Below are 24,435 nucleotides of genomic sequence, written 5' to 3'. Positions count from 1 at the left end.
TCAGTTGAGGAGTTCGTCGACGAGCGCACGCACGCGTTCGGCGATGTCGTCGCGGATGGCTTCGACGCCTTCGCGCGACGCGAGGGCAGGATCTCCGACCGCCCAGTCGTCATAGCGGACGCCGGGGATGATGGGGCAGACATCACCACACCCCATGGTGATGACGACGTCGGCTGCACGCACGGCGTCATCAGTGAGCGGCTTCGGGAAGCGCTCTGCAGCCTGGTCGCCTTCGATCTCTGCGAGAAGCGAGCGGACGTGCGGGTGGACGACGTCGGCGGGAGCGGAACCCGCAGAGCGTGCGACGACCTTTCCGGCAGCCAGCTGGTTCACGAGAGCGGCAGCGAGCTGTGAGCGCCCCGCGTTGGCGACGCAGACGAAGAGCACCTGGGGTGCTGCAGCCTCGCGGTCGCGGGTCAGGTCCGCGAGCCGTTGACGGGCGAAGCGCTCAGTCAGCGGAACGAGTGCTGAGGTGACGCGTGCGGTGCGTGCGAGCGCGGTGTAGGACTCGCGGACGGTCGTGAGGACGACGTCTGCTTCGAGTTCGGGAACTTCCGCTGCGAGCTCCTCGGCGAGACGGGTCACCCGTGCGTCGAAGTCCGGTCGCAGTGGACCGTCGTCGTCTATGCTTCCGGGTGCGACCGAGGCGGGGGCGAAGGAGTCCAGCAATGCGGTGACGGCCCCGCGCCTGGTCGGGTTGATGCGGTACCAGACCCAGGTTCCGCGTCGTTCGGAGGTGAGGACATCGACGTCCTTGAGCACCTTGAGGTGATGGGAGACCGTCGGCTGCGAGACATCGGCGAGCTCGGCGAGGTCGCACACGCAGGACTCGCCGCGCGGGTCGGAGGCGATGGCCGACAGCATCCGCAGGCGCAGCGGGTCCGACAGCGCCTTCAGGGTGGCCGCCACTGAGGAGGCTGCTTCCAGACCGATGGCATGGGTGGCGACGGGACTGCAGGTGTCAGTGTCGGTCGCAACGGTGACGTTCATGACGGCATCCTTTCAGCGGTGTACGGGTCGGTGTGGAACCAGCGGCGGGCCGCCCAGAGGGAGACGTACACGAGCCCGACGAGAACCGGGACCTCGATCAGCGGGCCGACGACGCCGGCGAGGGCCTGCCCGGACGTCGCTCCGAACGTGCCGATGGCGACGGCGATGGCGAGCTCGAAGTTGTTGCCGGCCGCGGTGAATGCCAGGGTCGAGGAGCGGGCGTAACCGAGTCCGAGTGTCTTCCCGGTGAACAGGCCGATGAACCACATGACCGCGAAGTAGGCCAACAGAGGAAGCGCGATCCGGGCGACGTCCCACGGGCGGCTGGTGACCTGTTCCCCCTGGAGGGCGAACAGCAGCACGATGGTGAACAGCAGCCCGTAGAGGGCCCAGGGACCGATCTTCGGCAGGAAGCGGTCTTCGTACCAGTCGCGCCCCTTCGCACGCTCTCCGATGAGGCGGGAGGCGAAGCCGGCGATGAGGGGGATGCCGAGGAAGATCAGCACGTTCAGTGCGATCTGCCAGACCGAGATCTCCAGCCCCTGCGAGTCCAGCCCCAGCCAGCCGGGGAGCACGGTGAGGTAGAACCAGCCCAGCAGCGAGAACGCGACGACCTGGAAGACCGAGTTGATGGCGACGAGGACTGCGGCCGCTTCGCGGTCACCGCAGGCGAGATCGTTCCAGATGACGACCATGGCGATGCAGCGCGCGAGCCCGACGATGATGAGTCCTGTGCGGTACTCGGGCAGATCGGGCAGGAACGCCCAGGCGAGGACGAACATCAGCGCAGGGCCGACGATCCAGTTGAGCACCAGCGACGAGATGAGCAGCTTCTTGTCACCCGTGACGGCGGCGACCTTGTCGTAGCGGACCTTCGCGAGGACCGGGTACATCATCACGAGCAGGCCGAGCGCGATAGGAACGGAGATCCCACCGAGCTCGAGGCCGGCCAGGAGATCGGAGACGCCCGGGATGAAGCGGCCGACGAGGATACCCCCGACCATGGCCAGGCCGATCCACAGCGGCAACCACCGATCCAAGGTGGACAGACGCCGAGCGGCCGGGGCGGTGGTGGGCACGGTTGCGGTGCTCATGCGAAGAGCTCAGCTTCTTGTATCGACATACGTCTATATTGACATTCATAAATATAGAACGCAATCGCTGCTCGGGGAGTTCATCTGCCGGGCACCCTGGCAACCTGACTCGTCGATTGGACACGGAAGGGCGGGCCTCCTCTGAGGAGCCCCGCCCTTCCGCCACCCGAAATCAGCCGACAGTGACGGGCCGCGCGCCGATCCGGATAGCCGAGGGAGCCGCACAGCAGCTGCCCGCGTCGTCGTCGAAGTCGCCGGATCCCCCACACACGCCGGTATCGGGGAGGACGAGCTCGCTGCGCCCTGCGGCCTCATGATCTCCCACCAGGTGCGCGGCGACACTTCGCACCTGCTCGAAGCCGGTCAACGCGAGGAAGGTCGGCGCCCGGCCGTAGGACTTCGCGCCGACGATGAAGAACCCCTGCTCCGGCTGCGCGAGCTCTCGCGCTCCCGTGGCCCCCACGGATCCGCAGGAGTGGATGTTCGGGTCGATCTCGGACGCGATGCCAGCGACCGCCTCGAGCGCGGGATCGAGATCGATCCGGAGCTCTCGCAGCATCTCAGTGTCCGGCCGAAAGCCCGTGAGTGCGAACACGCGACCGACGCCTTCCACCTCGCGCCCGTCTTCGGCGACCACGGTCAGCCCGTCAGCGGTCTGCCGGAACGCGGCGACCCGGAATCCGGTCACCAGCTCCACGACACCCGCGTCGACCATCTTGCGCGCGCGAGAGCCGAGCGCGGCCCGTTCGGGAAGCTCATCTCCGGCGCCGCCTCCGAAGACGTTCGTTGCCGCCCCCCTACGGAGCATCCAGGTGACGCGGGTGCCAGGGGCCCGTCGTGCCAGCTCGCTCAATCTCAGGACGGCGTGCGCGGCAGAGTGCCCCGCTCCCACGACGACGACGTGCGACCCCGCGAGCTCTGACACATCGACCGGGATGCGGTACGAGATCAGATCCGATGCTGCGGCCTCCCCGAGGGCGGGATATCCATCCGCTCCCGCCGGATTCGGAAGAGCCCAAGTGCCGCTCGCGTCGATGACAGCGCGAGCGAGAACTCGCGACTCCTGTCCGTCCGCGCTGACCGTATGCACAACGAAGGGCTGGCCCCTGCGCCCGCCCTCGACGACTTTGTCACGGCCGTGACGAGCGACTCCAGTGACGGTCGTCGCGTAGTGGACCCGCTCACCCAAGGCATTCGCCAGAGGCGCCAGGTAGCCGTCCACCCAGTCGGCGCCGGTCGGATATCCCGACACCGGTGCAGCCCAGCCGGTCGCCTCAAGAAGACGACGTGCTGCAGCGTCAGTGAGCTCCGGCCAGGCCGAGAACAGGCGCACGTGTCCCCACTCGGAAACCGCAGCAGCAGGCCCCTCACCACGCTCGATCACCATCACGTTCTCGTCGCGTTCGACGAGATGCGCCGCGGCGGCGAGGCCCTGCGGACCCGCTCCGACGATGACGACAGGTAACTCAGACATGACATCTCCTCACATTGACAAAGTTCAATATGAAGACTGTCGCTCACCTATCGAAGATTGTCAATACGTGGCAGACTAGACCCGTGACCGTGTCAACGACAATCGAAGCGACATCCTGCTGCGTTCCGCCCATAGCACCCTCGATGACCGTCGAGGATGCGGAACGCGTTGCCCGGGTCTTCAAAGCGCTTGGCGACCCCACGCGCGTCCGACTGTTGTCGCTCATCGCCGCCGGAGCTGGCGGAGAAGCGTGCATCTGCGACCTGACCGAGCCTGTGGGACTCTCGCAGGGCACGGTGTCCCACCACATGAAACTGCTCGCGGAAGCGGGACTGGTCACGCGAGAACAGCGCGGCAAGTGGGCGTACTTCGCTCTGAACGTCGACGCGATGGATGCGGCTGCCGCTGCTCTCCACGCGGTCTGAGCACCTCGATCGTCAGAGCTCGCGGAGCTCCGAGGTCATCTCCCCGCCGGCGTCCCCCGTGTTGACGGTCCCCTTCGGCTCGAAGAGGATGGCGTGCACTTCTTCGTCGGCTCGCGGGCAGTGCTCCACGCCCTGCGGCACGACGAACACGTCGCCCGGTCCCAGCTGATCCGAACACCCCGCGCTCCCCCGGTACTGTCGTATCCGGAAGAACGGAGCCGGAGATGAACGCCCTCGACGCATTCGGCACCATCGCCGAGGTCTTGTCCTGGATCGGGCTCGGCATCGGCCTGCCCCTGCTCGTCATCGTGCTCCTGGTGAAGATGCATGACGGCTCCTGGCTGCCTCAGGAGGTCGTCATCGTCGAGGAGCAGGACGGCCGGGCGCGCGCCCGCTGGTTCGCGGCCGGCGATTTCCGGGAACGCCCGCTCCGCTCCGACGAGTCCGCCCACTGGCGCGGACGTGAGGAAGTCGACGCGTTCGTCAGCGCGCGTCACCCCGGCCTGATGCGGTTCGAGCCCCGACGACCGCTGCTCCATGCCTTCCAGGTGCTCGGGATCACTCTGGCCGCGGTCGGAGGCTGTGCGGTCGTCTTCTCCGTCGTCCTGCTGTTCGTCGGCTGAGGCACGGAGTCCGCGCACAGTGTTCGCGGGCAGGATGGAAGACATGTCCGCATCGCCGCTCGCCGCACGTCCCTGGCTCGACTCCTATGCGGACGGCGTTCCCGCCGAGATCGAGGAACCATCGCAGACGCTGCCCGAGATGCTCGCCGCGAGTGTCAAGGCGTTCTCTCGGCGACCGGCGCTGGACTTCTTCGGTGCCGTCACGTCGTACCGTGACCTCGGCGAGCAGGTCGAACGGGCCGCCGAGGGATTGCGTCGGCTCGGGGTCGGCGCCGGCGACAGGGTGGCCCTGGCACTGCCCAACTCTCCGCAGCACGTCGTGGCGTTCTATGCGATCCTCCGGCTCGGGGCGATCGTGGTCGAGCACAACCCGCTGTACACCGCACGCGAGCTTCGCCACCAGTTCGAAGATCATGGGGCGCGGGTCGCCGTCGTGTGGGACAAGTCCGCCGACACGATCGCTGGATTCCCCGCCGACGTCAGGGTCGAGCACATCGTGAGCGTCGACATCACCGAGGCGATGCCGCTGTCGAAGCGCCTCGCTCTCCGTCTGCCTCTGCCCAAAGCCCGCGAGGCCCGCGCGAAGCTCACCGGCACCCCGAAAGCGCGGCACCTGATCGAGTGGAAGCAGCTCGCTGCGCACCGACGCATCTCACGCCGAGTGCCGGGGCCGACCTTGGACGACACCGCGCTCCTGCAGTACACCAGCGGCACGACGGGCGTCCCGAAGGGAGCGATCCTCACCCACTCCAACCTCCGAGCCAATGCGATGCAGGGGCGGGCGTGGGTGCCCGGACTCGTCGACGGCGAGGAGACCTTCTACGGTGTGCTGCCGCTGTTCCACGCGTACGGCATGACTCTGTGCCTGACCTTCGCGATGAGCATCGGAGCGCGGCTGGTCCTGTTCCCCGCGTTCGACCTGGGCCTGGTCACGGCTGCGGCACGGACGACGCCACCCACGTTCCTTCCGGCCGTGCCGCCGATCTACGACGCTCTCGCCCGCGCAGCCGCCCGAGGGACCATCGACCTCTCGACCGTGCGCTTCGCCATCTCCGGAGCGATGAGCCTCCCTGTCGCGACGGTGAAACGCTGGGAGGAGGCGACCGGCGGCCTGCTCGTCGAGGGCTACGGCATGACGGAGAGCTCGCCGGTGGCGCTCGGCAACCCGATGGGCCCGACACGTCGCCCCGGCACCGTCGGTGTGCCCTTCCCGAGCACGGAGATCCGGATCGTGGACCCCGCTGACCCCGATGTCGACCTGTCCGCCGGTGATCCAGGGGAACTGCTCCTGCGCGGCCCGCAGGTGTTCCAGGGGTACTGGCGTCGTCCGGGTGAGACGGCCGACGCGCTGCTGCCCGACGGGTGGCTCCGCACAGGCGACATCGCCCAGGTCTCTCCCGACGGCTTCGTGACCATCGTCGACAGGCTCAAGGAACTCATCATCACGGGAGGCTTCAACGTGTCGCCGAGCGAGGTGGAGGATGCGCTCGTCGCCCACCCCGATGTCGAGGCCGCAGCGGTCGTCGGTCTCCCCAAGCCGCACGGTGGAGAAGAGGTCGTCGCGGCAGTGGTGCTCCGCGACGGAGCTGCTCTCGAGGTCGATGCGCTGCGCGACTTCTGCCGCACCCGGCTCACGCCCTACAAGGTGCCGCGACGGATCACGGCCGTCGACGACCTCCCCCGGTCCCTCATCGGCAAGGTGCTGCGGCGCCAAGTGCGCGACCAGCTGCTCGCCGACCGCTGAGTCCGCTGAATCCTGGCGTCGATCACCGACGGCGAGCCCGCCTAACGCGCAACGCCGTCCGGCCGACAGTCACCCCCGACAGCCCAGGACGGGCCGTCGGGTCTGTGCTCTTCGGAACGCGGACGGATCTTTCCAGGATGGAGCCCATGATCGTCCTCACGCGCCTGAACCGTTCGCGGTTCGCGGTGAATCCCGACCTGATCGAACGTGTCCAGGCAACGCCGGACACGACGCTCATCATGGTCGACGGTGCGACCTTCGTCGTCACCGAGACGATGGATGACGTGATCGCGCAGATCACCCGGTTCCGCGCCGGGGTGCTGGCAACCGCCGCCGCCCTGATCGCCGAAGCGGGAACCGATTCCGTGGCCCCCGCTTCTGAGGTCGGTCTCTGATGGATCCGTCTCTCATCCTCGGACTGATCCTCGCGTTCGGCGCCCTGATCGCCATGATCAACCTCGAGGGCGCGACCCTCGGATCGCTGCTGATCCCCGCCCCGATGGTGCTGGTCTTCGGAGCCACGATCGCCGTCGGCATCGCGAGCGGCACCATGCGCGATGCGCTGCATGCGGTCAAATCGCTCCCCCGCGCGTTCCGCGGTGAGCGCCGCACCGCGTCGAGCATGATCGACACGGTGGTCGGCTACGCCGAGAAGGCGCGTGCCGAAGGGCTCCTCGCCCTCGAGCAGGGACTCGAGGACGAGAAGGACCCGTTCCTGCGCCAGGCACTGCAGAGCATCGCCGACGGCACGGACGCGGAAGACCTGCGCACGCTGCTGGAGGACGAGCTCACCTCGACCGCCGCCCGCAACCGCACCGCCTCACGCTTCTACATGACGCTCGGAGGCTTCGCGCCAACGGTCGGCATCATCGGCACCGTCGTCTCCCTCACGCACGTGCTCGAGAAGCTCGACAAGCCGGACACCCTCGGTCCGATGATCGCGACAGCATTCGTGGCGACGCTGTGGGGTCTGCTCTCGGCAAACTTCATCTGGCTGCCCATCGGCGGTCGCCTGCAGCGGCTCGGCGAGCTCGAAGTCGAGCGCATGACGGTGCTCATGGAGGGCATGCTCGCGGTCCAGGCCGGCGCTCCGCCCCAGTTCGTGAACGAGCGTCTGCGAGCGCTGGTGTCCGAGCGTCCCGCTGCCCGATCCGGCCGGAAGGCCCGCACCTCAGCAGCCGAGGAGACGGAGCAGGCGTCATGAGCGTCCGTGCCCGTCGCCGCGTGCCGCAGGAGGAGCACAGCGGTCCGGACGAGCGGTGGATGGCGTCCTACATGGACATGGTGACCGTGCTGATGTGCATGTTCATCGTGCTGTTCGCCATGTCGACCGTCGACCAGGAGAAGTTCGAGGCTCTGAGCGCTTCTCTCGCCACGGGCTTCGGGCAGGAGCCGTCCGACGAGATCGACGCCACGACGGGCGTGGTCGTGCCCCCGGAGCTGGTCGACGAGAAGGGCGAGGACTTCGCCGACGTCGACCTGGCCGCCGCGCAGACCGAGTTCAACGAGCTCTCGGCGCTTCGCGAGCGTCTGCGCCAGGTGCTCGCCGACAACGGTCTCGAGGCGGATGTCACGTTCACGATCGACGAGCGCGGCCTCACGATCGGGCTGGTGAGCGCGGAGACGTTCTTCGACACGAACAGCACGACGCTCAGCGACAAGGCGCTCCTGGTCCTCGATGCGCTCGGCTCCGTACTGGTCACCACCACCAACGAGATCTCGGTCGAGGGCCACGCCGACGTGCGTGGGTCGGTCGCCCCGTACCCGACGAACTGGGAGCTCTCCGCCGGCCGCTCGACGCAGGTGCTGCGACACCTCGTGGAGGCCTCGGGTCTTCCCCCCGCCCATCTCAAGTCGGTCGGCTTCGGCGACACGCGTCCTGTCGCCGCCGGAGATGCACCGGACGCACTGGCCCAGAATCGCAGGGTCGACATCGTGGTCCTGTCCGATGCGAACGAGGAGGTGCGAGCCCTCATCCCCCAGGCCCAGGCGGGGAAGCCGGCCTCCTGAGCACCCTTCCCTCCTAACGCACGCCGATCACCGCCCGATAGTCCGGTTCGTGGTGATCGATAACAGCGTGCGCTCCGAAGTGCGCGCGGGGACGACGGCGAAGGCCCCCGAAGTCGAGGTGTACGACTTCGGCCGTTCCGCGACCCTCTCCCGCGAGCACACCCGCGCCCTGGAACTCGCCTTCGAGACGTTCTCGCGGCAGTGGTCGGCGCAGCTGTCGGCGAAGATCCACGTGCGGGCCACGATCGCGGTCGAGCACGTCGGGATGATGACCTACGGCGAGTACGCCCAGTCCCTCCCCACCACGACCACCATGATCGTGTGCGCGCTCCCCGAATCCGAAGAGCGCCTCATCGTGCAGCTGCCCACCTCCGCCGCGACGGCGTGGATCGTGCAGATGGTCGGCGGCCGGGCATCGACCGCCTCGGAGGACCGCACCTTCACCCCGATCGAGCAGGCCCTGATCCGCTCGTTGATCGTCGACGCGATCGACCACCTCACCGGGGCGCTCGATGGTCTGCTCCCCGTCGGCGTCTCGTTCAGCGGCATCCAGTACAGCTCGCAGTTCGCGCAGGTCGCGGCTGCCGGTGAGCCCGTCATCGTCGCGCGGTTCTCGATGCGTCTGGCTGGTCGCACGGTGCCGACGAGCGTGATGCTGCCCGCCTCGGTGCTCGCCGGATTCACCGTGCGTCCCCCCGACCTCGAGCGCACTGCCGCACCCGACCGGATCCGCCGCCAGGTCGAGGTGGCACCGGTCGAGGTGGCTTTGCGGCTCGCACCCCGAACGGTTCTGCCGCGCGAGGTGCTCGATCTCGCTGTGGGCGACATCATCGCCTTCCCGCACTCCGCCGACCGTCCGATGGTCCTCACCGTCGGTGATCAGACCATCGCGACCGCTGCCGTTGGCAGCGCGGGCGCGCGGCTGGCCTGTGTCGTCACCACCACCGTCCCCGATCCCGCATCCGCCGAGGAGTCCGCGTGAGCAGCACCACCACCTACGAGTCCGCCGTCGCCGCCGCCTTCGCCGCATCGCTCCCGACGCCCTCCCCGCTCATCGCACGCGCCTCCCAGGTCTCGGGCGACACCGGCGACGCCGTGATCGTGCAGTTCGTCGGCGAGGCCAGCGCCCAGCTCGCCGTGCAGCTCTTCGAGCCGGAGATCCTGGTCGACGGGCTCGGCGGCACACCGCTCACCGATCGGTTGCGCGATGCCCTCGAGACCGCGACCAGCGCACTGGGCTCCGGCGCTCTCGGCGAGGCCGCCGTGGGCGATGCCTCCGCCCTCTTCGCGGACCCGGCTGTGCAGCTGTTCGATCTGCAGGACGACGCCGATCACACGGTCGGACGCCTGGCCGTCGTCGTCACCCGCGCGCCGGCAGGAGCCGCGAACCCGTCCCGCCGGCTGCACCGCATCGCCGGCGTCGAGATGGAGCTCACCGTCGAGATCGGCCGCACCAGGATGGCGGTGCGCGACGTGCTGGACCTGGAACCCGGACGCATCGTCGAGCTCGACCGCTCCGCCGGCGCCCCCGCCGACATCAAGCTCAACGGACGCGTCATCGCCCATGGCGAGGTCGTCGTGGTCGATCAGGACTACGCGGTGCGCATCACCCGCATCCTCGAGAACGTCGAGGCCTGACCCTGGACGACCTCCTGCTCGGCCTGCGGGTCGTGCTCTCGCTCGCCGCAGTACTCGGAGTGCTGTGGTTCCTGCAGCGCCGTGTCGCGCGCACGCAGGCCCGTCGTCGCGACAGTGAGGCGATCACGGTGCTCGGACGCCAGGGAGTCGGCCCGAAGGCGCAGATCGTCGTGATCCAGACCGAGGACGCCCGATACGTGCTCGGCGTCACGGAGCACGGCGTGAACGTCGTCGATCGGCTGCCGGTCAAGCGGACCGACACCTCGGAGGAGAGACCCCGCCCGGCATGGTCGCCGGCGACCACGGAAGCGGCGTCCGACGCCGCGGAGTTCGACCGGATCCTGGCCGCGGCGGCCCTGACGGAATCGACGGACATCCCTCCGGAGTCATCGGCGCCGCAGCGCCGCGTGCGGCACCGCAACGATCCGCTGCGCGGCTCCATCCTCTCCCCCGAGACGTGGCGGCAGACCGCCGAGGCCATCCGGCGCACCCGATGAACGTCACCCGTGGGGTCGTCGACGGGCGCGCACTGCGACGAATCGCGCTGATCCTCGCCGCGGCACTCGCACTCGTCGTGGTCCTCACCCTCATCGCGGGCACGGCCGCCCACGCACAGGTGACCCCGGACGATCAGGGCGAGGGCGTCACGATCGACATCAACGGCGTCGACGGCGGTCCGTCGGGGTCGATCCTGACCCTGCTGGGCATCACGCTGCTCTCGGTCGCCCCCGCGTTGCTGCTGATGATGTCGTCGTTCACGAAGATCTTCGTCGTGCTGGCGATGACCAGGAACGCCCTCTCGTTGCCGACCATCCCCCCGAACCAGGTTCTGGCGGGGCTGTCCCTCTTCCTGTCGCTGTTCATCATGTGGCCGGTGCTCACCGAGATCAACACGGTCGCGGTGCAGCCCTACATCGACGGCTCGCTCTCGTTCACACAGGCCATCGACGTGGGCCAGCTGCCCCTGCAGGAGTGGATGCTCCGCTTCACCCGCGAAGAGGACCTCGCGCTCATGACGCGGATGGCCGGCCAGCCCAACCCCGAGGACCCCTCGAGCGTCCCGATGTACACGCTCATCCCCGCGTTCATGATCTCCGAGCTGCGCGCGGCGTTCATCATCGGCTTCGTGATCTTCATCCCGTTCCTGGTGATCGACCTCGTCGTGGCAGCGGCGCTGATGTCGATGGGCATGATGATGCTCCCGCCCGTCATGATCTCGCTGCCGTTCAAGATCCTGCTGTTCATCCTCGTCGACGGCTGGGGGCTCATCATCAGAGCCCTCCTGGAGAGTTACGGAGGGGTCGGATGAGCCCCGAGGCGGTCATCGACATCGGCACGCAGGGACTGATCATCGCGGCGAAGCTCGCCGCCCCCGTCCTGGTCACCGCGCTCGTCGTCGGCTTCGCGATCTCGCTGTTGCAGTCCATCACCCAGGTGCAGGAGGTGACGCTGTCGTTCGTCCCGAAGATCGTCGCCGTCGGCATCGCACTGTTGATCGCCGGCAACTGGATGATCGCCGAGATGATCGCCTTCACCAACGAGATGTTCGCCCGTATCCCCTCGCTGTTGAGTGGATGACGGCGTGTACATCCCCATCGATTTCGCGTGGCTGGAGGCCACGATGCTCACCGCGGTGCGCATCACGGCCTTCATCATGATCGCTCCGCCGTTCTCCTACGGGGCGATCCCGGTGCGCGTGAAGGCGATGCTCGCGATCGGGCTCTCCCTCGCCGTCGGCACCGCCGTCGCCCCCGGGTACGAGAACCTCGACACCGGTCCCTTCCTCGGCGCGCTCGTCCTGCAGCTCGTCACGGGTGCCCTGCTGGGGTTCCTGGTGCTGCTGTGCTTCTCCGCGCTCCAGGCCGCGGGGAGCCTGATCGACGTCTTCGGCGGGTTCCAGCTCGCGCAGGCGTTCGATCCCCACTCGATGGTCAACGGCGCGCAGTTCACCCGGCTGTTCCACATCACCGCGCTCACGCTGCTGTTCGCCTCGGGCGGGTACCAGCTGATTTTGGCCGGGCTCGCGCGGAGCTTCGAGGCCGTGCCCGTCAACGGTATCTTCCAGGTGGCCGGTCCTGCCGAACTGCTCGTCGACGGGGTGACGCAGCTCGTGCTGGCGGCCGTGCAGATCGCCGGACCGCTCGTGCTCGTGCTGTTCCTCGCCGATGTCGGGCTCGGGCTCATCACCCGTGTCGCCCCTGCCCTGAACGCGTTCGCGATGGGCTTCCCGGTGAAGATCCTCCTGACTCTGCTGCTCGCCGGAGCCGTGTACGCCGTGCTCCCCGGCATCGTCGACGCCCTCGCCGCCAACGCCCTGCGGATGATGCAGGGGGTGCACCGATGAGCGGGACCGATACCGGCGAACGCAGCGAGAAGGCGACGGACAAGCACCTCAGCGAAGCGAGGAAGAAGGGACGCCTGTCACGCAGTCAGGACCTCACGGCCTGGCTCGGTATCGGCGCGGCGGCCGTCACGATGCCCGCCGCGATCGCGCTCGGTGCATCGGCGGGGACGGAGCAGCTGCTCACGCTCGACTCCCTGGTCGCGGCGCCGACGCCGGAGGCCGCGCTCGCAGCGCTCGGCCGCGGCCTGGCCTCCGTGCTCCCGACGCTCACCGTGATGCTGACGGCCGTCGCGATCGTCACGCTGATCGGCGCGGTCATCCAGGGGGGTGTGCACCTGCGCCCTCTGACGGGCCGCTTCGAGCAGTTCAACCTCGTCAACGGCGTGCGCCGCGTGTTCGGCATGCAGGCTCTCTGGGAGGGCGCCAAGGCCCTCATGAAGACCGCCGCCATCGGCATCGCCCTCTGGTTCGTGATCGCGAGCCTGATGCCCGTGCTGACCGCGAGCGGGGCGCACTCCGTCACCCGACTGCTCGGCACCGCGAGCGAAGGCACGACCGCCCTGCTGCAGACCGCGATCGGCGTGGGGCTGGCCCTCGCCGCGATCGACATGTTCGTGGTGATGCGACGCAACCGCAAGCACACGCGCATGACCAAGCGCGAGATCCGCGACGAGAGCAAGAACTCCGAAGGCGATCCGCTCATCCGCCAGCAGCGCCGTTCACGGCAGCTCGCTGTCAGCCGCAACCGCATGATCGCGGCCGTCGCCGGCTCCGATGTGGTGGTGGTCAATCCCACCCACATCGCCGTGGCACTGCGGTACGAACCCGGCAGGGCCGCGCCCAAGGTGGTCGCGAAGGGCAGCGGCGTGATCTCGGAGCGCATCCGCGACGAGGCCGTGCGCGCCGGTGTCCCACTGGTGCGCGAGATCACCCTCGCCAGGGCTCTGCACGCCGCCTGCGAGCTCGGGCACGAGATCCCCGAAGACCTGTACAACGCCGTGGCTCGTGTGCTCGTGTTCGTCGACTCGCTGCGACGACGCGGGGCCGCCCGCGGCATCCACTCCCTTCCCTACCGGAGGACCGCATGAGACAGCTGCTTCCCAAGCTCGGAGTGCCGATCGGCGTCGTGGGCATCATCATGCTCCTCGTCGTGCCGGTGCCGCCGTTCCTGCTCGACATCCTCATCATCCTGAACATCATGTTCGCGCTCGTGATCCTGCTGACGTCGATGTTCGTGAAGAAGCCGCTCGACTTCTCGGTCTTCCCCTCGCTGCTGCTCGTGGCGACGCTGTTCCGCCTGGGGCTCAACGTGGCCTCCACCCGTCTGGTGCTCGGCGAGGCGTATGCGGGGCAGGTGATCGAGGCCTTCGGCGCCATCGCGGTCGGCGGCTCGCTCATCATCGGCGCCGTCGTGTTCCTCATCCTCGTCGTCATCCAGTTCGTCGTCGTGACCAAGGGTGCGGAGCGCGTGGCCGAGGTCGGCGCACGATTCACGCTCGACGCGATGCCCGGCAAGCAGATGGCCATCGACGCCGATCTGAACGCCGGACTCATCACCGATGCGGAGGCCCGCGAGCGCCGCGCCGAGGTGGCGGCCGAGGCCGACTTCTACGGAGCCATGGACGGTGCGTCCAAGTTCGTGAAGGGCGACGCGATCGCCGGTCTCGTCATCATCATCATCAACATCGTCGGCGGCATCGCCATCGGGATCGTGCAGCACGGCATGACGATCGACGAATCCGTGAGCACCTACAGCCTGCTGACGATCGGCGACGGTCTGGTCACGCAGATCCCCGCCCTGCTGATGGCCGTCTCCACCGGCATGATCGTGACCCGCTCCACGGCGGAGGCGGAGATGGGGACGGCGGCGTCCGCCCAGCTCGGCCAGTCCCGCAATGCGCTGATCATCGCCGGATGCGCCGCGATCATCATGTCGCTCATCCCGCACATGCCGATGCTGCCGTTCGTCGCGATCGGCGCGACGCTGCTGCTGATCGCGCAGCGGATCAAGGCCACCCAGAAACGCGAAGAGGCGGCTGCGGTGCAGAGCCCGTCGACTGTTCCGACCGACCAGCCGGAGGAGCTCATCGAGAAGATGCGTGTGCATCCGCTCGAGATCTTGCTCGCCCCCGACATCGTGGATCTGGTCACCGGGGGCCCGGACGACCTCCTCGCACGCGTGAAAGCCCTCCGACGCCGTGTCGCCCTCGATCTGGGGCTGGTCGCGCCACCGGTGCGCACCCGCGACAGCATCGAGCTGCCGCAGGCGACCTACGTCATCCGGATCGCCGGGGTCGAGACCGGTCGCGGTACGGCACCCGTCGGGTCGGTGCTCGCGCTCGGACAGGGGCTGGACAGCCTTCCCGGCACGGCGACGCTCGACCCGGTCTTCGGTCTCGAGGGCAAGTGGATCCCCATGGAGATGCGCCATAGCGCGGAGTTCGCCGGGGCCACCGTGATCGACCGCGCGAGTGTGATCATCACGCATCTCTCCAGCGTCATCCACGCCCACGCCGCTCGACTGCTCAGCCGCGAAGACGTGCGCCAGCTCACCGACGCCCTCAAGCAGGTCTCGCCCGCTGCGGTCGAGGAGCTCACCCCCGCTCTGCTCTCACTGGCAGAGGTGCAGCGCGTTCTGCAAGGCCTCCTGGCGGAGCGGGTCCCCATCAACGACCTCAGCCGCATCTACGAGGCTCTCGCGTTGCGGGCCAGGGTGTCCACCGACCCGGAGGGCCTGATCGAGGCCGCCCGCGCCGCCCTCGGCCCGGCGATCGCCGCCCGTTTCGCCGATGCCGGAACCCTGCGCGTGGTCATGATCAACCCGCTGCTGGAGCAGGCCATGCTCGAGAGCCTGCGCTCGAGCGACGAGGGCAGTCAGATCGTCTTCGATCCGCAGCGCATGGAGACCGTGATCGAGTCCGTGAAGCACGCCGTCTCCTCGGTGCGGGAAGGCGGCGAGCCGGTGCTCGTGTGCGCACCCTCGTTGCGACCGGCCGTGCGGCGCCTCATCTCCGCGCAGACCGACGGCCTCCCCGTGCTGTCGTACAACGAGGCGACTGCCGCGGCTCTCACGATCGAGACGGTGGGCGTCGTGCACGACATCCCCGCACCGGCGGTCGGCGTCGTCCCCGCAGCACTAGGCTGAACGAATGCTGGTGTTGACGAGGCGGATCGGTGAGAGCGTGCGCATCGACGGCGACATCGAGGTCACGCTGCTCGAGATCAAGGGCGACAGCGTGCGCATCGGCGTGAAGGCGCCGCGCGAGACGCGCATCCAGAGGACCGAGATCATCGAGGCCGTGGTCGCCGAGAACGTGTCGGCCGCCGCCGAGACGGGTGACGACGCCGAAGGCGCGATCGTCGCTGCCCTCGCGCGAGGACGAGAGACCCGCACGCGGTAGTCAACCCGCCGGTCGCACGCCGCTCAGGTCGTCCGCGTTGGCGCGCTTCCACTGATCGCCGCCCGCCGCCCTGGCTCTGACCGCGGCCCGGTCCGCCGCTGCCCGCAGCAGGTCGTAGTCGTAGCCGACGACGGATACGGGCGCCCAGCCGATGCTGGCGGAGGAGCGGATACCGCTCGCTGAGGCGTCCTTCTCGAGCATGGCGATGCGGGTGAGCATGCCGCGCAGGTGATACCGCACCGCTTCGTCGCTGCCACGGATGATCACCACGGCCCGCCCGTCCTCGATCCGATCGGCGTCCGCTGATGCCGGCAGCGCGTCTTCGATGTCGTCGTGGAAGCGATCGACGATGCGGGCGAACTCCGCTCCGGTCGATGCTTCGCGGAGGTCGACCGGATCGTCGAGGCGGATGTCGAGGACGGACCACGGCTGGTCGTTCTGCGCTTCGGCTTTGCGCAGACGTCTGCGGGCGCGATCCGCCCCGTCGGTGCTGCGACCGGTAGCGGCTTTCTCCCCCACGCGCACCAGCAGCACGAGGGTGAAGGCCGCGCAGGTGCTCACCACGAGGGTCCCGACGGCGTTCATGCCGCGCAGCGCGCTCAGTTGCTCCTGGGTTCCCGCACCGCCCACGACGAGGGCGGAGGCGGCGCTCACGACCGCCACGACCACGAATCCGCACGAGGCGAGAGCCAGCGGCAGCACGATGTCCCTGGCCACGGGCCGTCCGCGCAGGAGCTCGTACGCGACCATGCCGGCGAACACCCCGCTGGCGAGGAAGACGACGTGGAAAGTGGGCAGATACCAGGGCGTCTCGGTCGTCGCCACGAGAAGCACGGGGGCGGCCACCAGGAAGGGGGTCACCGCCCACCAGGATGCGCGGCGACCGAAGTGCAGCCGCAGTCCGATCCACACCAGCGGCTCGAAGCACAGCATCAGCGCAGAGGCCGCGGCGCGCAGCATCTGCTCATCGGTCTGCTGCCCGGCCAGCCACAGGTAGGCCCCGAGCATGCCGAGCCCGAACGCACCGGCCCAGGTCACCGTCGCACGGCTCGGGCGGGCGAGCGTTCCGAGCCCCACCACCAGCGCTGTGAGCACGGTGACGACGGCCACCATGCTGGTGGTGATGTCGACGTTCACCGGAACGAGCGGACTCATGTGTGCTTCTCCTTCGCTCGGTGATGCGGGAACCGCAGTGTCACCCTGGTTCCGGTGCCGGCCTCGCTGACCACATCGATCGTGCCCTCGTGGGCGGCGACGATCTCCCTGGCGATCCCCATCCCGAGCCCCGTTCCGCCGATGCCGGCACGCATCGCGCTCTCCGCACGGAAATAGGGCTCGAACACCCGCGAGAGGTCTTCGGGGGACATCCCCGTCCCGTTGTCGGAGACAGCGAGTTCCGCGTACCCGTCGGGCCCTGTCGAGAGGTCCACGGTGATGATCCCTCCGGCGGGGGTGTACTTGACGGCGTTGCTGAGCAGGTTGTCCAGCACCTGGCGCAGGCGGAAAGCGTCGCCGGAGACGACGAGTCCGCCCTCCCCCTCCACGGTGAGGGTCTGTCTGCTGCCGGCGATGAGCGGTGAGTACGAAGCGGCGGACGCCTCGACGAGTTCGCGCAGGTCCACAGGAGCGAACGGCTCCGGGGCCGTATGGCTCGTCTGCTCCAGGATGCTCCCGACGAGCTCCTGCATACGATCGCCCGCGTGCGCGATGATCTCCAGCTGAGCGGGCACCCTCCCCGGGAGGTCCTCGCGTTCGCGCAGCAGCTCCACGTGGCCGATGATCGCGGTGAGCGGGTTGCGCAGCTCGTGCGAGACGACCGCCGTGAACGCCCTGCGCTCCTCCTCGGCCTCGAGCATCGCGGTCACATCATCGATCACGACGAGAGTGATGTCCTCCCCCTCGCCGGCCGTGGCCATCGGCTGTGTGCTCACCTCCAGCGCCCTCCACTGTCCACCGCCGTCGAACAGCCAGACCCGCTCGGACTGCAACGTCTCTCCGCGCGCCGCCCTCGCCAGCGTCGTGCGCGTCTGCGGCACGGCATGGCCGCGACGCGCGTCGTACTCGACCGAGGCGGAGGGCAGAGCGGCGCCGAAGCGGTCGCGCCCGTACAGAGACCTGTACGCGTCGTTCATCTGCAGGATGCGACCGGACGATGTGACGACGACGAGCGCGGCGCCCAGCGCGTCGACGATCTGCGTGACCCTGCGCTGGTTGGCTTCGGCGCGCTCGGCCGCGCGATTGACCTGCTCCGACCGCCGTTGGAGAAGTCGGCGTGCCGCACGAGAGCGCTGAGCGCCGATGCGCACCGTGACGCCCAGGAACCCGAGGGTGATCACGAGCGTCAACAGCCGCAGCAGGATGTCCGCCGGAGTGCCGTTCTGATCCGCGAAGACCACGAGAGTGCCGCTGATGAAGGCGATGCCTCCGAGCACCCACGGCAGGGAGAAGTAGGTCGCCAGCCAGACCACGGGGAAGACCCAGAGGAAGCCCAGGCGGATGTCGGGCGCGTTCGTCGTGAAGCCGACGGCGAGGGCGTCCAGGAGCGGGATGGCAGCCACCGCGCTGTGCGGGAGTCGATGCCAGGGCACGGCCAGAGTCACCAGAGTGGTCACGACGACGAGGGCGATCCCCGTGACGATCAGAGGGTTGGCGAAGGTCTGGGGCTTGAAGGCGGTGATCATCACCACGATGGCGACGATGCTGCCCATGAACACCAGTTGCCATCGCCAGATCGAGACGGTGCGGATCATGCTCTTCGCCCGCCCTCCGGTCGATCCTCAGCTTTCCCGCAAGATTACTCAAAGATCGGTGCAGCCCGCTCTTCGGGCGGCCTCGCACCCCTAGCATTCTGAGTGGGGCCGAAACTGCGACTGGGGAACAACGCAGACGCCGGGGCCAGGCGAGTGGGGATTCGCAGGCATCCGGGGCCGCGGCTGGGGAGCCGCGGCTCCGCCCCGGTCAGTTCGTTTCGATCGTTGCGGGGGTCAGGCGGTAGCCGACCCCGCGCACGGTCTCGACGTAGCGAGGGGCGCTCGTGCTGTCACCGAGCTTTCGCCGCAGGTTGGCGATGTGCGTCTCGATCGCGCGCTTGTCCGGCTCGCTCACGTAGTCGATCGAGCCCGGGGGAAGGCCGCGCAACCCCCGGGCGAGCTCGGCCTTGCTGCATACGCGCTGCTTCGCCTCGAGCAATGCGGCGAGCAGATCGAACTCGGTCGGGGTGAGGTCGATCCGCCGTTGCCCGATCAGGACCATCCGCGTGTCGAGGTCGAGGCTGAGGTCCCGGTGCACCCGCCCACGCCAGGTGAGCACGGTCGCGCCGTCGGCCACGGGCTCGGGTTCGACCGGAGCACGCAGGCTCGACGCACTGCGGACGTCCGGCAGTCGAGGACGACGCAGGAGCGCCTCGATGCGGGCACGCAGCTCGCGCGGGCGGAACGGCTTCACCAGATACTCGTCGGCACCGGAGGTGAGCCCCAGAACCACGTCGGACTCGTCGGAGAGCGCCGAGAGCATGATGATGAAGGTGTCGCTGACTCGACGGATGCGCCGCGCCACCTCGAAGCCGTCGATGCCGGGCAGGTTGATGTCGAGGGTCGTGATCACCGGCTGGTGCCGCTCGACGGCCTCGAGACCGTCCACACCCGACCCCGTGAGGATCGTCTCGAAGCCCGCCGCGAGGAAGACCTCGTCGAGCAGGGAGCGCACACCGGGATCGTCCTCGATGATCACGGCGACCAGGGCGCGGACGTCCCCCGAGCTCACGAGGCGCTCTCGCGCGTGATCGTGACGAAGCGCGGCGCGTCGGCATCCAGCTCGGACGGGTCGACATCCGCCGCTCCGACGGGCCGTTCCACCTCGATGTCCCACCACGAGTCCGCCAGCTCCTCGGCCATGCCACGCCCCCACTCGATCACCACGACGGACCGCTCGAGGTCGAGGTCGAGGTCGTCGAGCTCAGCAGCCGAGCCGAGCCGGTAGGCGTCGACGTGCACCAGTGGTGCTCGGCCGACCAGGGAGGGATGAGTGCGGGCGATCACGAAGGTCGGGCTCTGCACCGGTCCGCGCACCCCCAGCCCCTCGGCGAGACCGCGGGTGAAGGTGGTCTTCCCCGCGCCGAGAGGACCGGTCAGCACGAGCAGGTCGCCCGCCTCGAGATGCTCGCCGATGCGCAGACCCAGCTGCTCCATCTCCTCGGCGGTGGCGATCTCCCGGCGGCCGAGGAAGGCGGGATCCACGCTCACGACGTCCTCCGAGGCACCCGGGGGCCGATCCGGGTGACGATCTCGTAGTTGATGGTGTCGGCGGCTTCGGCCCAGTCCGCAGCCGAGGGCATGCCGAGGGTGGGGTCGCCGAACAGGACCACCTCATCCCCGATCGAGACGGGCGTGTCCCCGACGTCGACGATGAACTGATCCATCGCGATCCGTCCGACGTTGAGGAACCGGCGCCCGCCGATCGAGACCGGAAGCTTCCCCGAGGCGTTGCGGGGCACCCCGTCGGCGTAGCCGAGAGGAACGAGCACCAGGGTCGTGTCGCGGTCGGTGCGATGGTCATAGCCGTAGGAGACCCCGGTTCCCGCCGGCACGCGACGGACGGCGGCGATCGCGCCCCGGAGGGTCATGGCCGGCCGCAGCCCGAGTTCCGCTGAACTGCGGTCGTCGAAGGGCGAGAGGCCGTAGAGTCCCACGCCGATGCGGACGGCGTCGAGGCGCATCTCGGGCAGGTCTATGGCTGCTGCCGTGGCGGCGATGTGTCGGATCTCGGGATGGACGCCGAACGACGCAGCGGTGGCGACCCCCTCTTCGAATTTCGCGAGCGCCGCCCTGTCGTCGTCCACGGAGGTGTTGGAGAGATGGCTGAACAGTCCCACGATGCGCAGGCGCCCGATGCGCTCGAGCCGCGCCGCCTCCGCCAGCACACGTCCCCAGTCCGCCGGGGCGATACCGTTGCGCGACAGCCCGGTCTCGAGCTTCAGGTGCACTCCGACCGGCCGGTCGACAGCGGCTGCCGCGCCGGCTGCCTCGAGCTGATCGAACGAGGAGATCCCGACTTCGATGTCCTGTGCCGCGGCGTGCTCGAACCTCTCCCCCGGCGCATGCAACCACGCCATGATCGGCGCGTGCACGCCCTGTCTGCGCAGCTCGAGCGCCTCGGGGATCTCGGCGACGCCGATCCGCGTGGCACCGGCCGAGAGCGCGGCCACCGCTGCCGAAGCCGCACCATGACCGTAGGCGTTGGCTTTCACGATGGCGATCACCTCGACGCCGGTGAGGCGCCGGAAGTGCCGCACGTTGTCGGCGATGGCATCGAGATCGATGGTCGCTTCTCGGAACGGGACGGTCACAGCGGTGCTCCTTCGGCGACGACGAACGCCGCGGCGAGGCCGGCGTCATGGGTGAGAGTCAGATGCAGTGTGAGGATGCCCCGTTCCTCGACGACGGCGGCCGTCGACCCGGAGAGCACGAAGTGCGGGCGACCGGAGGGTTCCGAGGCGATCTCGATCTCGGTCCAGTGCACACCGTCGGATCCGCCCAGAGCCTTGATCAACGCCTCTTTGGCGGCATAGCGCGCGGCGAGGGAAGGCAGACGTAGCGTGCGCTCCGACGGGGCGAAGAGGCGTTCGCGAAGTCGCGGCGTCCGCTCCATCGTCCGCTCGAACCTCGGGATGTCCACGAGGTCGATGCCGGTTCCGATGATCACCCGTTCAGCCTACCGAGCCTGAATCTCGTTGAAATCGCCCAAATGGCTCCGTTTCCGCTGGAAACGAAGCCATTCGCGCGAATCGGGGGCCGGGTCTACTCGACCGTCACCGACTTCGCGAGGTTGCGCGGCTGGTCGACGTCGAGTCCCTTCGCCGTGGCCAGGGCCATCGCGAAGATCTGCAGCGGCACGACGGCGAGCAGCGGCTCGAACATCGGGCCGGCGAGCGGGATGCGGATGACCTCGTCGGCGAACGGCAGCACGGCCGCGTCGCCCTCCTCGGCGACCACGATCACCCTGGCACCGCGCGCGCGGATCTCCTGGATGTTCGAGACGACCTTGGAATGCACGAGCGCAGAGTGACGCGGCGACGGCACGAGCACGAACACCGGCTGCCCCGGCTCGATCAATGCGATCGGACCGTGCTTGAGCTCGCCGGCGGCGAAGCCCTCCGCGTGGATGTAGGAGATCTCCTTGAGCTTGAGCGCACCCTCGAGCGCGATGGGGTACCCCACGTGCCGGCCGAGGAAGAGCACCGAGCGCGTGTCCGCCATCCACCCGGCGAGCTGCGTCACGTGCTCCTGCTCGCTGTCGAGGACCTTGGCGATCTTCTCGGGGAGCGCCGCGAGCTCTGCCGCGTCGAGCGAGGCGTCGGCCACGGCACCGCGGACCCGGCCCATGTGCAGCCCCAGCAGCAGGAGGGCGGTGATCTGTGCCGAGAACGCCTTGGTCGAGGCCACGGCGACCTCGGGTCCGGCGTGCGTGTAGACCACCGCGTCCGACTCACGCGGGATGGTGGCGCCCTGCGTGTTGCAGATCGACAGCGTGCGCGCACCGCGTTCGCGGGCGTACTTCACGGCCATCAGGGTGTCCATCGTCTCCCCCGACTGGCTGATCGACACGACCAGGGTGTCGGCGCCGATCACAGGGTCGCGGTAGCGGAACTCGTGTGCGAGTTCGACGTCGACGGCCACGCGTGCCCACTGCTCGATCGCGTACTTGCCCACCAGCGCCGCGTAGGAGGCCGTGCCGCAGGCGGTGATGATGACCCGGTTGATGCCGACGAAGAGCTCGTCGAACCCGTCGAGCTCCGGGATCACGACCTGACCGTCCTGGATGCGGCCGCGGATGGTGTTCGCCACCGCCTCGGGCTGCTCAGCGACCTCCTTGGCCATGAAACTCGACCATCCGCCCTTCTCGGCGGCTGCCGCGTCCCACGACACGTCGAAGGGCTCCGGCTCGACGGGTGTGCCGGCGAAGTCGGTGACCGTCACGGAGTCCGGGGTGATCGAGACGATCTGGTCCTGACCGATCGCGAGCGCCTTGCGGGTGTGCTCGATGAAGGCGGCGACGTCGGATCCGAGGTAGTTCTCGCCCTCGCCGAGCCCGATCACGAGCGGGGAGTTGCGACGAGCGCCGACGACGAGGCCCGGGTGGTCCTGGTGCATCGCCAGCAGGGTGAATGCCCCCTCCAGGCGGTTCACGATGTTGCGGAAGGCCAGCTGCAGGTCGCCGCCGTTGCCGGCGTACTCCCGTCCGAGCAGGGCTGCGGCGACCTCGGTGTCGGTCTCGCTGCGGAACACCACGCCGTCGGCGAGGAGCTCATCACGCAAGGCCGAGAAGTTCTCGATGATGCCGTTGTGGATGACCGCGAGCTTGTCGTCATCGGCCAGGTGCGGGTGCGCGTTGTCGTCGGTGGGCCCACCGTGCGTCGCCCAACGGGTGTGCCCGATGCCGGTCGAGCCGTCGGGGAGCGGCGCATCCGCGAGCGAGTCGCGCAGCACGGCGAGCTTGCCCGCCTTCTTGCGCATGCCGAGCGCCCCGTCACCGTCGATGACCGCCACGCCCGCAGAGTCGTATCCCCGGTACTCCAGGCGTGCGAGGCCTGCGAGAAGGATGTCCTGGCTGGGGCGCGGGCCCACGTATCCGACGATTCCACACATGGCATCAAGAGTAAGACGCGTTTTTTGCGAGTCGTCCGTACAATCGGACGTCGCAGGGGGGCCTCAGAGCTTGCGCAGGAGCACGCTCTCCACGTCGTGATCCGCGCCCTTGCGCAGGACGAGCCGCGCACGGTGCCGGGTGGGCATCACGTTCTCGACGAGGTTCGGCATGTTGATCTCGTTCCAATATCCCAGTGCGGTGGTGATCGCCTCCTCGTCGGTGAGGTGCGCGAACACGTTGAAGTACGACGAGGGGTTGCTGAACGCGGCCTGACGAAGGGCGAGGAAGCGATCGACGTACCACTTCTCGATGTGCGAGGTGTCGGCGTCGACGAAGATCGAGAAGTCGAAGAGGTCGCTCACGGCCACGTCGTTCGGCGCGGGCGGCGGCTGCAGCACGTTCAGGCCCTCGACGATGACGACGTCGGGGCGGCGCACCACCACGTTCGCATCCGGGACGATGTCGTAGCGCATGTGCGAGTAGAAAGGAGCACGCACCTCGGCGGCACCGCTCTTGACCTCGGTCAGGAACTCGATCAGGGCGCGGCGGTCATAGGACTCGGGAAAGCCCTTGCGGTCCATGATGCCGCGGCGCTCGAGCTCCGCGTTCGGGTAGAGGAACCCGTCGGTCGTCACCAGTTCCACCCTCGGGGTCCCCGGCCAACGGCTCATGAGTTCGCGCAGCAGGCGCGCGATGGTCGACTTGCCCACGGCGACAGACCCGGCGACTCCCACGACGAACGGGGTGGTGGTGTCGTCCTCTTGGAGGAACGAAGAGGTGGCGGCACCCAGTCGCTTCGTCGACGTCGCGTACAGGCTGAGCAATCGACTCAGCGGCAGATACACCTCGCGCACCTCGGTGAGCGAGAGGCGATCTCCGATGCCGCGCAGCTCGACGACCTCGGTCTCCGTGAGCGGCTGGTCGAGTCCGGCGGCGAGGCGCGCCCACTCCGCACGCCCGATCTCCCGATACGGAGACAGCGGCAGCGTGGGGTCGGCGGTGGTCACGGGGTCCATCGTATCGGCGCGCTCACGGCGCGATGTCCGCG

General features: G+C 68.6%; 27 protein-coding genes. 15 read left to right on the top strand and 12 right to left on the bottom strand.

All coding sequences use genetic code 11. The features are described 5' to 3' along the window. The 3 genes from AAY78_RS05890 to AAY78_RS05880 form a co-directional block, all read right to left on the bottom strand. Positions 1–990: a metalloregulator ArsR/SmtB family transcription factor gene (locus AAY78_RS05890; RefSeq protein ID WP_046747387.1), complete on the bottom strand. Its 990-nt coding sequence runs from the start codon at positions 988–990 to the stop codon at positions 1–3. Continuing rightward, complete coding sequence (gene arsB / locus AAY78_RS05885) at positions 987–2,084, bottom strand: ACR3 family arsenite efflux transporter (RefSeq protein WP_046747386.1); 1,098 nt, start codon at positions 2,082–2,084, stop codon at positions 987–989. Before arsB ends, AAY78_RS05890 begins: the two co-directional genes overlap by 4 nt. 172 nt (positions 2,085–2,256) lie before the next feature. Then, the gene (locus AAY78_RS05880; protein ID WP_046747385.1) at positions 2,257–3,558 is read right to left on the bottom strand and encodes an NAD(P)-binding domain-containing protein; all 1,302 of its coding nucleotides are present in this window, start codon (positions 3,556–3,558) and stop codon (positions 2,257–2,259) included. 143 nt (positions 3,559–3,701) lie between these two features. Here AAY78_RS05880 and AAY78_RS05875 point away from each other — a divergent pair, with 143 nt between their 5' ends. Further along, on the top strand, positions 3,702–3,983 hold the full coding sequence (locus AAY78_RS05875; protein ID WP_046747384.1) for an ArsR/SmtB family transcription factor: 282 nt from the start codon (positions 3,702–3,704) through the stop codon (positions 3,981–3,983). A 12-nt stretch (positions 3,984–3,995) separates the two neighbouring features. Here AAY78_RS05875 and AAY78_RS05870 read toward each other — a convergent pair whose 3' ends face one another. Continuing rightward, positions 3,996–4,133: a hypothetical protein gene (locus AAY78_RS05870; protein WP_231589667.1), complete on the bottom strand. Its 138-nt coding sequence runs from the start codon at positions 4,131–4,133 to the stop codon at positions 3,996–3,998. 74 nt (positions 4,134–4,207) lie between these two features. On the opposite strand from AAY78_RS05870, the gene AAY78_RS05865 reads away from it, so the two are divergent. From AAY78_RS05865 to csrA, 14 genes are all read left to right on the top strand, one after another. Continuing rightward, positions 4,208–4,606, top strand: coding sequence for a hypothetical protein (locus tag AAY78_RS05865; protein ID WP_156172617.1), 399 nt, complete (start codon positions 4,208–4,210; stop codon positions 4,604–4,606). Positions 4,607–4,649: 43 nt separating this feature from the next. Then, the gene (locus AAY78_RS05860) at positions 4,650–6,350 is read left to right on the top strand and encodes a long-chain-fatty-acid--CoA ligase (RefSeq protein ID WP_046747382.1); all 1,701 of its coding nucleotides are present in this window, start codon (positions 4,650–4,652) and stop codon (positions 6,348–6,350) included. 146 nt (positions 6,351–6,496) lie between these two features. Beyond that, positions 6,497–6,745, top strand: a complete 249-nt coding sequence (locus tag AAY78_RS05855; RefSeq protein ID WP_046747381.1) for a flagellar FlbD family protein — start codon at positions 6,497–6,499, stop codon at positions 6,743–6,745. Continuing rightward, entirely contained in the window at positions 6,745–7,554 is an 810-nt protein-coding gene (locus tag AAY78_RS05850) for a motility protein A (RefSeq protein ID WP_046747380.1), read from the top strand. Before AAY78_RS05855 ends, AAY78_RS05850 begins: the two co-directional genes overlap by 1 nt. Continuing rightward, on the top strand, positions 7,551–8,360 hold the full coding sequence (locus tag AAY78_RS05845; RefSeq protein WP_046747379.1) for an OmpA/MotB family protein: 810 nt from the start codon (positions 7,551–7,553) through the stop codon (positions 8,358–8,360). Before AAY78_RS05850 ends, AAY78_RS05845 begins: the two co-directional genes overlap by 4 nt. Positions 8,361–8,409: 49 nt before the next feature. Then, entirely contained in the window at positions 8,410–9,342 is a 933-nt protein-coding gene (locus AAY78_RS05840; protein ID WP_052748665.1) for a flagellar motor switch protein FliM, read from the top strand. Beyond that, positions 9,339–9,998 (top strand): flagellar motor switch protein FliN, encoded by a 660-nt coding sequence (fliN, locus tag AAY78_RS05835; protein WP_046747378.1) that lies wholly within the window; start codon positions 9,339–9,341, stop codon positions 9,996–9,998. Before AAY78_RS05840 ends, fliN begins: the two co-directional genes overlap by 4 nt. A gap of 32 nt (positions 9,999–10,030) precedes the next feature. Continuing rightward, positions 10,031–10,495, top strand: coding sequence for a FliO/MopB family protein (locus AAY78_RS05830; protein WP_231589666.1), 465 nt, complete (start codon positions 10,031–10,033; stop codon positions 10,493–10,495). Further along, positions 10,492–11,307 (top strand): flagellar type III secretion system pore protein FliP, encoded by an 816-nt coding sequence (fliP, locus tag AAY78_RS05825; RefSeq protein ID WP_046747377.1) that lies wholly within the window; start codon positions 10,492–10,494, stop codon positions 11,305–11,307. The genes AAY78_RS05830 and fliP overlap by 4 nt, the downstream gene beginning before the upstream one ends. Next, positions 11,304–11,576, top strand: a complete 273-nt coding sequence (gene fliQ / locus AAY78_RS05820) for a flagellar biosynthesis protein FliQ (RefSeq protein WP_017828226.1) — start codon at positions 11,304–11,306, stop codon at positions 11,574–11,576. Before fliP ends, fliQ begins: the two co-directional genes overlap by 4 nt. A 4-nt stretch (positions 11,577–11,580) precedes the next feature. After that, positions 11,581–12,342: a flagellar biosynthetic protein FliR gene (locus tag AAY78_RS05815; RefSeq protein WP_046747445.1), complete on the top strand. Its 762-nt coding sequence runs from the start codon at positions 11,581–11,583 to the stop codon at positions 12,340–12,342. Then, on the top strand, positions 12,339–13,430 hold the full coding sequence (locus tag AAY78_RS05810) for an EscU/YscU/HrcU family type III secretion system export apparatus switch protein (protein ID WP_046747376.1): 1,092 nt from the start codon (positions 12,339–12,341) through the stop codon (positions 13,428–13,430). The genes AAY78_RS05815 and AAY78_RS05810 overlap by 4 nt, the downstream gene beginning before the upstream one ends. Continuing rightward, positions 13,427–15,487 carry a flagellar biosynthesis protein FlhA gene (locus AAY78_RS05805; RefSeq protein ID WP_046747375.1) on the top strand — a complete coding sequence of 687 codons (2,061 nt, stop codon included), beginning with the start codon at positions 13,427–13,429 and terminating at the stop codon, positions 15,485–15,487. Before AAY78_RS05810 ends, AAY78_RS05805 begins: the two co-directional genes overlap by 4 nt. Before the next feature lie 4 nt (positions 15,488–15,491). Next, positions 15,492–15,743, top strand: a complete 252-nt coding sequence (csrA, locus tag AAY78_RS05800; RefSeq protein WP_046747374.1) for a carbon storage regulator CsrA — start codon at positions 15,492–15,494, stop codon at positions 15,741–15,743. Here csrA and AAY78_RS05795 read toward each other — a convergent pair whose 3' ends face one another. The 8 genes from AAY78_RS05795 to coaA form a co-directional block, all read right to left on the bottom strand. After that, on the bottom strand, positions 15,744–16,898 hold the full coding sequence (locus tag AAY78_RS05795; RefSeq protein WP_046747373.1) for a hypothetical protein: 1,155 nt from the start codon (positions 16,896–16,898) through the stop codon (positions 15,744–15,746). Next, entirely contained in the window at positions 16,895–18,493 is a 1,599-nt protein-coding gene (locus AAY78_RS05790; RefSeq protein WP_046747372.1) for a sensor histidine kinase, read from the bottom strand. Before AAY78_RS05790 ends, AAY78_RS05795 begins: the two co-directional genes overlap by 4 nt. A gap of 208 nt (positions 18,494–18,701) precedes the next feature. Then, on the bottom strand, positions 18,702–19,505 hold the full coding sequence (locus AAY78_RS05785; protein WP_046747371.1) for a response regulator transcription factor: 804 nt from the start codon (positions 19,503–19,505) through the stop codon (positions 18,702–18,704). Continuing rightward, a complete protein-coding gene (tsaE, locus tag AAY78_RS05780; RefSeq protein WP_046747370.1) occupies positions 19,502–19,984 on the bottom strand; it encodes a tRNA (adenosine(37)-N6)-threonylcarbamoyltransferase complex ATPase subunit type 1 TsaE in 483 nt (160 codons plus the stop codon). The genes AAY78_RS05785 and tsaE overlap by 4 nt, the downstream gene beginning before the upstream one ends. Further along, complete coding sequence (alr, locus tag AAY78_RS05775; RefSeq protein ID WP_046747369.1) at positions 19,981–21,087, bottom strand: alanine racemase; 1,107 nt, start codon at positions 21,085–21,087, stop codon at positions 19,981–19,983. Before alr ends, tsaE begins: the two co-directional genes overlap by 4 nt. Next, positions 21,084–21,443, bottom strand: a complete 360-nt coding sequence (locus AAY78_RS05770) for a holo-ACP synthase (RefSeq protein WP_017828216.1) — start codon at positions 21,441–21,443, stop codon at positions 21,084–21,086. The genes alr and AAY78_RS05770 overlap by 4 nt, the downstream gene beginning before the upstream one ends. A gap of 95 nt (positions 21,444–21,538) precedes the next feature. After that, positions 21,539–23,386, bottom strand: coding sequence for a glutamine--fructose-6-phosphate transaminase (isomerizing) (glmS, locus tag AAY78_RS05765; protein ID WP_046747368.1), 1,848 nt, complete (start codon positions 23,384–23,386; stop codon positions 21,539–21,541). Positions 23,387–23,449: 63 nt separating this feature from the next. Beyond that, a complete protein-coding gene (gene coaA, locus AAY78_RS05760) occupies positions 23,450–24,403 on the bottom strand; it encodes a type I pantothenate kinase (protein WP_046747367.1) in 954 nt (317 codons plus the stop codon). Between the last annotated feature and the right edge of the window lie 32 nt (positions 24,404–24,435).

The organism is Microbacterium sp. Ag1 (assembly GCF_001005635.1).
Lineage (GTDB): Bacteria > Actinomycetota > Actinomycetes > Actinomycetales > Microbacteriaceae > Microbacterium > Microbacterium oxydans.
This window is presented reverse-complemented; position numbering and strand designations above follow the sequence as displayed.

What these genes read in the sequence shown, in the direction of transcription:
- AAY78_RS05890 (WP_046747387.1), bottom strand. Translation starts at nt 990, where the DNA reads ATGAACGTCACCGTTGCGACCGACACTGACACCTGCAGTCCCGTCGCC.
- arsB (WP_046747386.1), bottom strand. Translation starts at nt 2,084, where the DNA reads ATGAGCACCGCAACCGTGCCCACCACCGCCCCGGCCGCTCGGCGTCTG.
- AAY78_RS05880 (WP_046747385.1), bottom strand. Translation starts at nt 3,558, where the DNA reads ATGTCTGAGTTACCTGTCGTCATCGTCGGAGCGGGTCCGCAGGGCCTC.
- AAY78_RS05875 (WP_046747384.1), top strand. Translation starts at nt 3,702, where the DNA reads ATGACCGTCGAGGATGCGGAACGCGTTGCCCGGGTCTTCAAAGCGCTT.
- AAY78_RS05865 (WP_156172617.1), top strand. Translation starts at nt 4,208, where the DNA reads ATGAACGCCCTCGACGCATTCGGCACCATCGCCGAGGTCTTGTCCTGG.
- AAY78_RS05860 (WP_046747382.1), top strand. Translation starts at nt 4,650, where the DNA reads ATGTCCGCATCGCCGCTCGCCGCACGTCCCTGGCTCGACTCCTATGCG.
- AAY78_RS05855 (WP_046747381.1), top strand. Translation starts at nt 6,497, where the DNA reads ATGATCGTCCTCACGCGCCTGAACCGTTCGCGGTTCGCGGTGAATCCC.
- AAY78_RS05850 (WP_046747380.1), top strand. Translation starts at nt 6,745, where the DNA reads ATGGATCCGTCTCTCATCCTCGGACTGATCCTCGCGTTCGGCGCCCTG.
- AAY78_RS05845 (WP_046747379.1), top strand. Translation starts at nt 7,551, where the DNA reads ATGAGCGTCCGTGCCCGTCGCCGCGTGCCGCAGGAGGAGCACAGCGGT.
- fliP (WP_046747377.1), top strand. Translation starts at nt 10,492, where the DNA reads ATGAACGTCACCCGTGGGGTCGTCGACGGGCGCGCACTGCGACGAATC.
- fliQ (WP_017828226.1), top strand. Translation starts at nt 11,304, where the DNA reads ATGAGCCCCGAGGCGGTCATCGACATCGGCACGCAGGGACTGATCATC.
- AAY78_RS05810 (WP_046747376.1), top strand. Translation starts at nt 12,339, where the DNA reads ATGAGCGGGACCGATACCGGCGAACGCAGCGAGAAGGCGACGGACAAG.
- AAY78_RS05805 (WP_046747375.1), top strand. Translation starts at nt 13,427, where the DNA reads ATGAGACAGCTGCTTCCCAAGCTCGGAGTGCCGATCGGCGTCGTGGGC.
- csrA (WP_046747374.1), top strand. Translation starts at nt 15,492, where the DNA reads ATGCTGGTGTTGACGAGGCGGATCGGTGAGAGCGTGCGCATCGACGGC.
- AAY78_RS05795 (WP_046747373.1), bottom strand. Translation starts at nt 16,898, where the DNA reads ATGAGTCCGCTCGTTCCGGTGAACGTCGACATCACCACCAGCATGGTG.
- AAY78_RS05790 (WP_046747372.1), bottom strand. Translation starts at nt 18,493, where the DNA reads ATGATCCGCACCGTCTCGATCTGGCGATGGCAACTGGTGTTCATGGGC.
- glmS (WP_046747368.1), bottom strand. Translation starts at nt 23,386, where the DNA reads ATGTGTGGAATCGTCGGATACGTGGGCCCGCGCCCCAGCCAGGACATC.
- coaA (WP_046747367.1), bottom strand. Translation starts at nt 24,403, where the DNA reads ATGGACCCCGTGACCACCGCCGACCCCACGCTGCCGCTGTCTCCGTAT.